9 protein-coding genes are annotated in these 10,753 nt (G+C 68.4%); 4 read left to right on the top strand and 5 right to left on the bottom strand.

All coding sequences use genetic code 11. From position 1 onward, the window contains the following. Both OZ671_RS31320 and OZ671_RS31315 read left to right on the top strand, forming a co-directional pair. Positions 1-2,234 (top strand): putative bifunctional diguanylate cyclase/phosphodiesterase (locus tag OZ671_RS31320; protein WP_268864331.1); only part of this gene is annotated, 2,234 nt, incomplete at its 5' end. A gap of 467 nt (positions 2,235-2,701) precedes the next feature. After that, positions 2,702-3,418 (top strand): N-acyl amino acid synthase FeeM domain-containing protein, encoded by a 717-nt coding sequence (locus OZ671_RS31315; protein ID WP_268864330.1) that lies wholly within the window; start codon positions 2,702-2,704, stop codon positions 3,416-3,418. A gap of 48 nt (positions 3,419-3,466) precedes the next feature. On the opposite strand, the gene OZ671_RS31310 is transcribed toward OZ671_RS31315, so the two are convergent. Continuing rightward, positions 3,467-5,755, bottom strand: a complete 2,289-nt coding sequence (locus tag OZ671_RS31310; protein WP_268864329.1) for a heavy metal translocating P-type ATPase — start codon at positions 5,753-5,755, stop codon at positions 3,467-3,469. Between the two features lie 207 nt (positions 5,756-5,962). Between OZ671_RS31310 and OZ671_RS31305 the strand changes: the two genes are divergently transcribed. Beyond that, the gene (locus OZ671_RS31305) at positions 5,963-6,208 is read left to right on the top strand and encodes a hypothetical protein (protein ID WP_268864328.1); all 246 of its coding nucleotides are present in this window, start codon (positions 5,963-5,965) and stop codon (positions 6,206-6,208) included. A gap of 5 nt (positions 6,209-6,213) precedes the next feature. Here the strand turns inward: OZ671_RS31305 and OZ671_RS31300 are convergent, their stop codons facing one another. Then, positions 6,214-6,498 carry a YodC family protein gene (locus OZ671_RS31300; protein WP_268864327.1) on the bottom strand — a complete coding sequence of 95 codons (285 nt, stop codon included), beginning with the start codon at positions 6,496-6,498 and terminating at the stop codon, positions 6,214-6,216. 218 nt (positions 6,499-6,716) lie between these two features. On the opposite strand from OZ671_RS31300, the gene OZ671_RS31295 reads away from it, so the two are divergent. Beyond that, complete coding sequence (locus tag OZ671_RS31295; RefSeq protein WP_268864326.1) at positions 6,717-6,932, top strand: hypothetical protein; 216 nt, start codon at positions 6,717-6,719, stop codon at positions 6,930-6,932. Positions 6,933-6,960: 28 nt separating this feature from the next. Here OZ671_RS31295 and OZ671_RS31290 read toward each other — a convergent pair whose 3' ends face one another. The 3 genes from OZ671_RS31290 to OZ671_RS31280 all read right to left on the bottom strand — a co-directional run bounded on the left by OZ671_RS31290 (position 6,961) and on the right by OZ671_RS31280 (position 10,441). Further along, positions 6,961-8,139: a fumarylacetoacetate hydrolase family protein gene (locus OZ671_RS31290; RefSeq protein WP_268864325.1), complete on the bottom strand. Its 1,179-nt coding sequence runs from the start codon at positions 8,137-8,139 to the stop codon at positions 6,961-6,963. Further along, positions 8,139-8,885, bottom strand: a complete 747-nt coding sequence (locus OZ671_RS31285) for an SDR family oxidoreductase (protein WP_038307132.1) — start codon at positions 8,883-8,885, stop codon at positions 8,139-8,141. Before OZ671_RS31285 ends, OZ671_RS31290 begins: the two co-directional genes overlap by 1 nt. Before the next feature lie 80 nt (positions 8,886-8,965). Next, entirely contained in the window at positions 8,966-10,441 is a 1,476-nt protein-coding gene (locus tag OZ671_RS31280) for an aldehyde dehydrogenase family protein (protein WP_268864324.1), read from the bottom strand. Positions 10,442-10,753 lie beyond the last annotated feature (312 nt).

The raw sequence follows: 10,753 nt of genomic DNA, 5'->3' as shown, positions 1-10,753 counted from the left end.
CGCTTTATGCCGATGTCCGCACGTTCATTCTGGGCGTCATCGCGGCCTTCGTCGGCACCGCCTATGCGGCCTACCTCACCAGCGAGCCGATCCTCGACCTCTTCCCGTTTCTGATCCTGCTGATCGGCCTGACCCGGGCCGCCCGCATCATGCAGTACAAGCGGGTGCGCCGGCAGGCGATGAGCTACGAGACCGCACGTGGCTGGGAGCGGGAATATACGCTCGGCGCCAATGTCTTCGTCTTTGCGCTCGGCCTGTGGTGCTTTGCCAGCTTCACCCTGTCGAACAACCAGATCGCCCATCTGTTCAGCGTGTCGGTGGTCCTGTCGCACATGGTCGGCATTACCGGCCGGAACTTCGCCAACGACCGGTTCGTCAACCAGCAGATCATCTGCCTCGGCATTCCGCTGGTCGGCGGCCTGATCGCGACGGCCAGCATCCACCACATCGTCCTCGCCTGTTTCGCCATTCCCTTCTTCGGCAGCATGCGCAGCATCGCTACGCGCCTGCGCAACATGCTGCTCGACGCCGTCATGGCACGGCGCGACGTGGAACTGCTGGCGAGCCGCTTCGACACGGCGCTCAACAACATGCCGCATGGCCTTGCCATGTTCGACGCGAGCGGGCGCCTGGTGGTGCTCAATGCCCGCTGGTCCGAGATCCTGCCGGGCGACGAGCGCGTCGTGCGCGCGGGCACGCGCGTCGCCGCGCTCGTCGGCGGCTATGTCGACAATGGCGTGCTCGGCGAGCGCGACGCCGGCCGCATCCTCGACCTCGTCTACCGCAGCTCGCAGTCGCGGCAGACCAACAAGCTCGAACTGGAGAGCAGCGAGCGCTATGTCGATCTGACCCTGCAGCCGATGGAGACCGGCGGCATGGTGGTGGTGATCGAGGACATCACTGAGAAGCGCCGCACCGAGGCGCGCATGGCCCATATGGCGCGCCACGACGCGCTAACCGGCCTGCCGAACCGCACGCTGTTCCAGGAGCGGCTCGAACTGGCCCTGGCGATGCGGCAGGACAGCGAAATGCTGGCCGTGCTGTTCGTCGATCTCGACAATTTCAAGCAGGTCAACGACACGCTGGGCCATCCGATCGGCGACACCCTGCTGATCGAGGTGGCCGACCGGCTGCGCTTCGTCATCGGCGAGACCAACCTCGTGGCGCGGTTCGGCGCCGATGAATTCGTCGTGCTGCAAGGCAATGCGCGCTCGGTCAACGATGTCGCCAAGCTCGCCGCGCGGATCATCGAGAACCTCTCCGACACGGTGCAGATCGAAGGGGCGACGGTCGTCTCCGGCGCCTCCGTCGGCATCGCGCTCGCGCCGCGCGACGGTAACGATCCCGATCAGCTCCTGAAATCGGCCGATATGGCCCTGGCGCGCGCCAAGGCCGGCGGCAAGGGCATCCTCCACTTCTACGAGGAGGAGATGGACCGGCAGGCCCAGGCCCGTCGCGTCACCGAGCTCGACCTGCGCAAGGCGATCCACAACGAGCAGCTGGCGGTCTATTTCCAGCCGCTGCTGAACCTGAAGACCCTGCGCATCTCCACCTGCGAAGCCCTCGTGCGCTGGCCGCACCCGACCCGGGGCATGGTGTCTCCGGCCGAATTCATGCCGATCGCCGAGGAGACGGGCCTTGTCGTCGAGCTCGGCCGGCAGGTCATGCGCAAGGCCTGCGCCGCCTGTGCCGCCTGGCCCAACAAGGTGCGGGTCGCCGTCAATCTGTCGCCCGTGCAGTTCGAGCGCGACGATATCGTCGCGCTGGTGAGCGACACGCTTGCGGCGACCGGTCTTGCCGCGGACCGGCTCGAGGTGGAGATCACCGAGACGCTGCTGCTGCAGGACTCGGCAGCCGTGCAGGCTTCGCTCAAGGGGCTGCGCGACATGGGCGTCAGGATCGCGCTCGACGATTTCGGCACCGGCTATTCCAGCCTCAGCTACCTGCAGAAGTTCCCGCTGCAGAAGGTCAAGATCGACCGCTCCTTCGTGCGGCACATCGAGACCGATCCGCGCTCGGTCAAGCTGCTGCAGGGCGTCACCCGGATCGGCGCCGATCTCGGCTTGACGGTGGTGGTGGAAGGCGTCGAGACCTACAATCAGATGAAGCTGATCGACGAGCCCGGCGTCGTCACCGAGATCCAGGGCTTCCTGCTGAGCCCGGCCATTCCGGACGAGCAGCTGCGCGTGCTTCTCAGCCGGTCGGGCGAGGGGCTGCTGCGCAAGGTCGCCTGAGCGACGCGGCCATCCGCCGGCACGCGCAAGGCCCTCAATCTCCGGCCAGCCTGTTGCCACATCCTGATCGGCTCTCCCGATCGCCGTGACCGCTGCCCGACCGCGGGCGGGCCGTGTCATGTTCTGCACGTCGCGCGTGCAGGTCGGCACCTCCTCCCTCTCGCGAGCCCTGCCTTGCGCCGTCCGGCAGGGCGTTCCATCAGGCCACCGGGACGGCGCGTCGACTGGTTTTGCAAGCTGTCTCAGGAGATGCTCTGTCCGGCGCAACCGATGCGGGTGCGTGCGCAGGCCAGGATTACACGTTAACCAAGAAAGCCAAGCAGTAGCGATGTTCTCGCTGTCCATTCTGCGGCCGCGTTAACGCTATTTTAACCAAGCGCTTTCCAAACATTAAAATTTGATTAACATTGTTGCCATTCCTGGCCGCGAAGACTGATTTTCGATATGGGGCGTGCGTTATGAATACGGTGAGTTCCCCAGGAGTCTTCGTCAACCACGTGCTAGAACTGCTCGGCCGTATCGAATACCGCCGCGCGGAGAGTAAAGAAGACAAGCTGGCGATCTACCGCCTGCGCTACGAATGCTACCTTCGCGAAGGCGCGATCCGTCGCAACAAGACCGGCCTGTTCAAGGACAGCTATGACAGCGCGCCGAATGTTTGGATATTCGGCCTCCACATCGATGGCCGGCTGGCGAGCTCCATCCGAATCCACGCCGCGAACGCCGTTCATCCGATATCGCCGGCCATGACCATCTTCGGCGATCTCCTGGGGCCGCGCATCGCCGCGGGCGAAACCATCATCGACCCGACCAGGCTCGTCGTCGATCACGACATGTCCCGGGCCTATCCCGGCCTTGCCTATGCGACGGTGCGGCTCGGCATGCTGGCTTCGGAGTTCTGCAAGGCGGATTTCGCGCTCGCGACCGTCCGCAGCGAGCATCGCGCCTTCTACAAGCGCCTGCTGGCCATGGAGCCGATCGGCGAGCCGCGGCCCTATCCGGGACTGAAGCGTCCGATCAACCTGATGGGCGTGCACTATCCGACCATGAAGAGCAAGGTGATCGCGCGCTATCCCTTCCTCGCTTCCAGCGCGGTCGAGCGCGACTTTCTGTTCGGGCCGCGCCGCGACGATCTCGGCCCGACGCGTGCCACGCCGGCCGGCGGAGGCCGCCAGGCCGCCTGACGTCCTCCAGGGGCGGGATCCCCGCCAGCCGCAAGGTTGCCGGTGCGGTCAGGATGGCCGCAGCAGCCGCATGGCATTGGCCGTGACGATGACGGTTGCGCCGGTGTCGGCGAGAATCGCCGGCCAGAGCCCGGTGACCCCGGCAATGGTGGTGACCAGGAACACCGCCTTCAGGCCGAGGGCCACGGTGATGTTCTGCCGGATGTTGGCCATGGTCCGGCGCGACAGGGCGACGAGGGCGGCGACATCGGCAACGCGTCCGTGCAGCACGGCCGCGTCGGCCGTCTCGAGCGCGACGTCGGCGGCCCCGCCCATGGCGATGCCGACATCGGCCGCGGCCAGGGCCGGGGCGTCGTTGATGCCGTCGCCGACCTTGCCGACGCGCTCGCCCTGCCGCTTCAGCTCCTCGACGATGCGCATCTTGTCCTCGGGCAGAAGCTCGCCGTGCGGCTCGATGCCGACGACCCGGGCAATGGCCTCGGCGGTGCGGCTGTTGTCGCCGGTCAGCATGAGCGTGCGGATCCCGGCCTGCTTCAGCCGCTCCAGTCCCTCGCGGGCATCGGCGCGCGGTTCGTCGCGCATGGCGATGAGCCCGGCAGGGCTGCCGTCGACCAGCAGCACCGAAACGGTCTTGCCCTCGTCATTGAGCGCCTTGATCCGGGTCGCGGCCTCGGGCGGCAGCACCGCCCGCTCGCCGGCCGCCGCTGCCGCGCCGAGGAAGACTGCGCGCCCTTCGACCGTGCCGGCGAGGCCCTTGCCGGCGATGGCCGCAAGGCCGGCCGCAGGTGCCGGGCTGACGCCGTCGGCCTCGGCCCGCGCGAGGATCGCCCGCGCCAGCGGATGGTTCGAGCCCGTCTCCAGGCCGGCAGCAAGGGCCAGAACCGCCTGCTCGCCGGTGCCGAAGCCGACAATGTCGGTCACCTTCGGCTTGCCCTCGGTCAGCGTGCCCGTCTTGTCGAAGGCGATCGTCGTCAAGGTGCCGAGGCGCTCCAGGACCGCGCCGCCCTTCATCAGAAGGCCGCGGCGGGCGCCGGCCGCAAGGCTGGCGGCGATCGCCGCCGGCGTCGAGATGACGAGCGCGCAGGGACAGCCGATCAACAGGATGGCAAGACCCTTGTAGATCCATTCCGTCCAGGCGCCGCCCGCGATGAGCGGCGGAACGACGGCGACGAGCGCGCCGACCACCAGCACGGCGGGCGTATAGTAGCGGGAGAAGCTGTCGATGAAGCGTTCGGTCGGCGCCTTTGATTCCTGCGCTTCCTCGACGAGCTTGACGACCCGGGCGATGGTGTTGTCGGCGGCCGCCGCCGTCACCCGCACGGTGAGCGCCGCATCGCCATTGACCGTGCCGGCAAAGACCGGGTCTCCGACCGTCCTGCGCCTGGGCGTGCTCTCGCCGGTCACCGGCGCCTCGTCGATGGCGCTGTCGCCCGCCACGACGACGCCGTCGGCCGGCACCCGGTCGCCGGGCCGGATCAGGATGATCGTGTCGACGGCGAGGCTTTCGGCCGGTACCTCGCGGGTCCGGCCGTCGACAGCGACGAGCGCCGTCTTGGGCACGAGGTCGGCAAGGCCCTGGATGCTGGCGCGCGCCCTGGTGGCCGCCACGCCCTCGAGCAATTCGCCGACCAGGAACAGGAAGACGACGGCCGCGGCCTCCTCGGTCGCGCCGATGATGACGGCGCCAACCGCGGCAATGGTCATCAGCATCTCGATCGAGAAGGGCGTGCCGGCCAGCGCGGCGGCGAAGGCGCGCCGCGCGACCGGCACCAGGCCCACGGCGAGCGCCAGCAGGAAGGCCCAGTGGTCCAGCGCCGGCACCAGCTTGCCGACGCCATAGGCGGCGGCGAGCGCGAGGCCGCAGGCAATCGTCGTCAGCCCCTTGCGGCTCTGCCACCAACGGCCGATCGAGGGCGCGTGCGCGTGGTCATGGCCGTCGGGTGCCTGCCGGTCCGGCGCGGCGGCTGACGGAACCGCATGGTCGTGCGCCTGGCGATGGCCGGCACCGTGGCGATGGTCGTGGCCATGATCATGAGCGTGGCCGCCGCAGGACCCATGGTCGTGACGGGCGTGATCGCCGGGCGGCCGGCGCGCCGCCGGCGCGCCGCGGCGCGTCTCGATCGGCTCGACCCCGTAGCCGAGGCCCGCGACACGGGCGCTGAGCGCTGCCAGATCGCTTTCCGGCGCATGGGTCACGGTCATGCGGCCGGTCGCCACGGAAACCGCGACATCCGATATGCCGGGCAGGCGCCGCACCGCCGTATCGATCTTGGCCGCACAGGATGCGCAATCCATCCCTTCGATGCGGAAGCGGCTCTGGCGAAGCGTGCTGGTCATCACGATATTCCTGTCCATGTGCGACCGTGATTAAAGGTCGCGGCGATGGGCCGGCAAGACCGTGAGCGTAAAATCGGGCCGGAGCTATAACATTACCGCGGCGCCCGGACGAGTAATCGAGGCCTCTTGCAACGTAAGACGCGGCCCCGGTAAGATGTTATAATAAAACGCTGCTGCGGCAGTGTGGTGCGGATACAGGATCTGTCGATGCGTACAGACAACCGCAAGCCCTTCGATGCCGTCCGGCGCGGACAGAAGCCGGCGCGTCCCCAAGCCGGCGACGGCTTCCGGCGCGAAACCTTCGCGCTGCCGCGCGAGGCGGCGCGGGCGAAAGCGCGCGAGATCCTCGCGCGCTTCCCGAAGGCGGCCTATATGACCGAGATCGAGGCCTGGCGGGAACTGGAGGACGGGCGCATCGAATTCACGATGCGCCGGCTGCCGACCGCCGACTGACGGTGTCAGGCGCGCAGCTTGGCGCGCTTGCCGATCTCCGCGTCGGCCTCGTCGTCGTCTTCTTCTTCCTCGTCGTCGCCGTCTTCCGACGGCTCGTCGTCGTCATGGCTCTCCGTCTCGTCGTCTTCGAGATCGAGCGGGGCGAGCGCCACGGCGGGGATCTTCTCGCGGAACAGGTCGCCCTCTTCGCCGATCCAGATGCAGGTCACTTCGTCGGCCTCAACGGAGGCCACGGTGAGCGCCTGGCCGCCCGATTTCAACATCACCACGTCACCCGCATTGTAGGTCATGCCATCCTCCTGGTTGGACCACGCCATCGGTCTAGCGGAGGCTGGTGACGGGACGATCACAGCGCCGGCTTTTGCAACCTCGTCCGCCGCGCCGCGGCCCCTGCGACGTTTCGCCCGAGGGCTCTAAGTAGTCGGACGAATGACGGCGCCGGGGCCAATGCTTACATTTAGCTGACAGGAAGCCTGCAGGGGTGGTGTTGGCACAGGATCGGGGCGAGATGCCGGAAGCGCTGTTGGATGTCGTCGACGAGTGCGTCCGCAATGGCCGGCGCCGAAGCGAAATCGCTGCGTTCCTGGCCCGGGAATATGGCCTCGACGCCGGCTCGATCGTCCGTCTGCTCGCCGCCCACGGCGCGCGCAGCGCCGGCCGCACGCGCGGTGCGGCCGATCGCCGTGGTCCGTCGCCGCTCGATCACTACGCGCCCGTCGCCTGACCCGATCGCCGCGCGGCCCTGCCAAGCTTCAGCGGCCCGCGCCCCGTGCCTTCAGGTCAGCCATCAGCGCACGCAGCCCATAGGTCCAGGGCGGGCACTCCGTCGAGAGGCGCACCCGGTTGGAGAGGCTGCCGAGCTCGGCGCTGGCAATCGTGACGATGTCGCCGCGCCTGTGCGTGAAGCCCTTGCCCGGCGCGTCGCGGTCCTGGATCGGCGCGAACAGCGTGCCGCAATAGAGGACCAGACCGTCGGGATACTGGTGATGGGGGCCGATGGCCTGGGCCGCCAGATCCTCGACGTCGCGCGAGATCGCCGCCATGTCGCTCCGCCCGTCCAGAACGAAGCCGTCCTCGCCGGTCACGGTCAGCGAGACCTTCATGGCCCGCACCTGGTCGATGCCGAAGGTGGCGTCGAACAGGCGCACGAACGGGCCGATGGCGGCGGAGGCATTGTTGTCCTTGGCCTTGCCCAGCAGCAGCGCGGAGCGGCCCTCGACATCGCGCAGATTGACGTCGTTGCCGAGCGTCGCACCGACGATCCGACCGTCGGAAGCGATCACCAGGACCACTTCGGGTTCGGGATTGTTCCAGGTGGAGATCGGATGCAGGCCGATATCGGCGCCGGTGCCGACCGAGGACAGGACCGGCGCCTTGGTGAAGATCTCCGCGTCCGGACCGATGCCGACCTCGAGATATTGCGACCAGAGCCCGCGCTCGATCAGGTGCTGTTTCAGCGCGGCGGCGGCGGGCGAGCCGGGCTTCAGGCCCTTCAGTTCGCCGCCGATGATCGCGCCGATCTCGGCGCGGATCGCGCCCGCCCGCTCGGGAACGCCCTTGGCCTGTTCCTCGATGACGCGCTCGACCATCGACAAGGCGAAGGTGACGCCTGCCGCCTTCACGGCCTGCAGGTCGATCGGCGACAGGAAGGCCGGTCGTTCCGGATCGGCGGCATCCGGTGCGGAATTCGCCAGGATCTCGGCGAAAGCCCCGACGCGCTCGCCGGCCGCGGCCTTGAGTGCGCCGGCCGGGTCGGGCTGGTCGAACAGGTCCGCCGTGGTCGGAAACGCCTTCGTCACGTCATAGACGCCGTCGGACCTGACGGCGACCACGGAAGCACCGAGGCCCGGCCGCATGACGCGGCCGACCAGGCAGCCAGCTGTGCCGTCGGCGGGCAGGGTGCTGGTGGGATCGAGTGCGAGGCGGGGCATCAGATGCACCTGCCGCCGTCGACTTCCAGCACCACGCCGGTAATGAACTCGCCGGGATCGGCGGCCAGGAACAGCGCGGCCTCGGCAATGTCCTCGGGCGTCGACAGGCGGCCCATCGGGATCGAGGCGACGAACTTCTTGCGCATCTCGGGCGTGTCCTCGCCCATGAAGGTGCCGAGCAGCGGCGTGTCGCCGGCGACCGGGGCAAGCGCGCAGACGCGGATCCTGTCGGGGGCGAGCTCCACCGCCATCGACTTGGACATGAGGTTCACCGCGCCCTTGGAGGCGTTGTACCAGGTCAGGCCCGGGCGCGGCCTGAGGCCGGCGGTCGAGCCGACATTGACGATGCAGCCGCCGCCCTGGGCGCGCATCAGCGGCACCACGGCATGGGCAAAGTGGAAGATCGACTTGACGTTGACGTCGAAGACCCGATCGAAGGTCGCCTCGTCAACCTCGAGCATCGGCTGGTTGCGGTGCGAGGTACCGGCATTGTTGATGAGGATATCCACCCGGCCGAAACGCTCGACCACCTTGGCCACCGCCCGCTGCACGTCCTTGGCCTTGGACACGTCGCACTTGACGCCCATCGCCTTGCGGCCGAAGCCCTTGGCCACCGCCTTGGCGCCGTCCTCGTTGAGGTCGAACACCGCGACCTTGGCGCCTTCGCGCGCGAAGGTCTCGACAATGCCCTTGCCGAAGCCCTGGGCGCCGCCGGTGACGATCGCGACCTTGTCCTTGAGACGCATGGGTTCCCCACTTCCTTGAAAATTCAAAAATGCTGTGTCGGGTGCTGGCAGGCCGGCCGCGATCCGGGCCGGCCGCCGCGTCAGCCGTGATTGATCACGACGGTCTTCGAAGCCGAGAACTCGTAGAGCGCCTCGAAACCCTTCTCGCGGCCATGGCCCGACTTCTTCACGCCGCCGAAGGGCAGCTCGATGCCGCCGCCCGCGCCGTAGCCGTTGACGAAGACCTGGCCGCAGCGCATGGCGCGGGCGACCCGCATGGACCGTTTGGCCTCGCGGCTCCAGACGCCGGCGACGAGGCCGAAATCGGTGCCGTTGGCGAGGCGGATGGCGTCGGCCTCGTCATCGAACGGGATGGCCGAGAGGACCGGACCGAAGACTTCGTCACAGGCGAGCCGGTTGGAGCGCGGCACCGGGCCGAACAGGGTGGGCGCGACATAGTGGCCGCCGGCCGGCAGGCCATCGGCCAGCACGCCTTCGGCCAGAACCGGAATGCCGTCGGCCCGGGCGCGCTCGACGAAGCCTTCGACGCGCCGCTTCTGGCCGGCATTGATCATCGGGCCGAGGTCGAGATCCATGTCCCAGCTGCCGACGCGCACGGTCCGGAAGCGTTCGGCGACCCGGCCGACCAGTTCGTCATAGGCCTTGCGCTCGACCAGCATGCGCGAGCCGGCCGAGCAGGTCTGGCCGCCGTTCTGCACGATGGCATTGACCAGTACCGGCACCGCGGCGTCGAAATCGGCATCGGCGAACAGGATCTGCGGGCTTTTTCCCCCGAGCTCCAGAGTGCAGCCGATATGGTTCTTGGCCGCCGCTGTCTGGATCAGCGTGCCGACCTCGGGCGAGCCGGTGAACGAGATGAAGTCAATGCCGCGGTGACTGGACAGCGCCGCGCCGGCTTCCTCGCCGAGCCCGGTGACGAGGTTGAGCACGCCGGGCGGGAAACCGACCTCCAGGGCGAGCTCGCTGATGCGGATCAGCGACAGGCAGGCATCCTCGGCCGGCTTCACGACGCAGGTATTGCCACAGGCGAGCGAGGCTGCGACCGAGCGTCCGAAGATCTGTGCGGGATAGTTCCAGGGCACGATATGGCCGGTGACGCCGTGAGGATCGCGCACCACCGCCACCGTATAGCCGTTCAGGAAGGGGATCGTCTCGCCGTGCACCTTGTCGGCGGCGGTGCCGTAGAACTCGAAATAGCGGGCGGTGGCGACGATGTCGGCCTTGCCCTGGCGGGCCGGCTTGCCGGTATCCATGCTCTCGAGGATGGCGAGCTCGTCCTGGTGCGCCAGGATCGCCTCGCCCAGCTTGACCAGCAGGCGGCCGCGTTCGGTGGCGGTCATGCGACCCCAGGGGCCCTCCTCGAAGGCACGGCGGGCGGCGGCGACGGCCCGATCGACGTCCTCGGCGCCGGAGCGCGGCATGACGGCGATCACCGTGCCGTCGGACGGTCCGAAGGCTTCGAGCGTGCGGCCGTCGGCGGCTTCGGCCGCCTCGCCGTCGACGATGTTGAAGACCCGGCGGGTCTTGGCGGCCGGCTGCGGGGCGGCGGCGTTCATGGGCGATCTCCTAAGATCAGGGTTCGGCGAAAGCGCGAATTGCGCGGAACTTAGCGGCGCGCACAGGCCGCTGGAAGAGGTGCGCGCGCGGTTGCGCTCATGCACAAGTGCGGCAACTCGCGGCAGTGCGTCAGGGGCAGGCGGGTGCCGCCACGGTGGTCAGCGGGCCGCGAACTGCGCGACCGCCAGGACGCCGCCGATACCGATGCCGATGCCGATCAGAAAGACGAAGAAGGCGCCGAGCCCGCTGAAGCGCACGCCCCGCGCCGCTTCGGCCGCAGCGGCGGCCTGTTCCGGGGCCGGTTCCGCGCT

It is taken from the genome of Phreatobacter sp. AB_2022a (assembly GCF_026847585.1).
Classification (GTDB): Bacteria; Pseudomonadota; Alphaproteobacteria; order Rhizobiales; family Phreatobacteraceae; genus Phreatobacter.
Note: the sequence above shows the minus strand (reverse complement) of the source record. Positions and strands in the feature narration are given on the sequence as shown.

Bases quoted from the DNA above. Each gene is read 5' to 3' on its own strand.
- OZ671_RS31290 (WP_268864325.1), bottom strand. From the start codon at position 8,139: ATGCCCCGCCTCGCACTCGATCCCACCAGCACCCTGCCCGCCGACGGC.
- OZ671_RS31285 (WP_038307132.1), bottom strand. From the start codon at position 8,885: ATGCGTCTCAAGGACAAGGTCGCGATCGTCACCGGCGGCGCCCAGGGC.
- OZ671_RS31280 (WP_268864324.1), bottom strand. From the start codon at position 10,441: ATGAACGCCGCCGCCCCGCAGCCGGCCGCCAAGACCCGCCGGGTCTTC.
- OZ671_RS31295 (WP_268864326.1), top strand. From the start codon at position 6,717: ATGCCGGAAGCGCTGTTGGATGTCGTCGACGAGTGCGTCCGCAATGGC.
- OZ671_RS31300 (WP_268864327.1), bottom strand. From the start codon at position 6,498: ATGACCTACAATGCGGGTGACGTGGTGATGTTGAAATCGGGCGGCCAG.
- OZ671_RS31310 (WP_268864329.1), bottom strand. From the start codon at position 5,755: ATGACCAGCACGCTTCGCCAGAGCCGCTTCCGCATCGAAGGGATGGAT.
- OZ671_RS31305 (WP_268864328.1), top strand. From the start codon at position 5,963: ATGCGTACAGACAACCGCAAGCCCTTCGATGCCGTCCGGCGCGGACAG.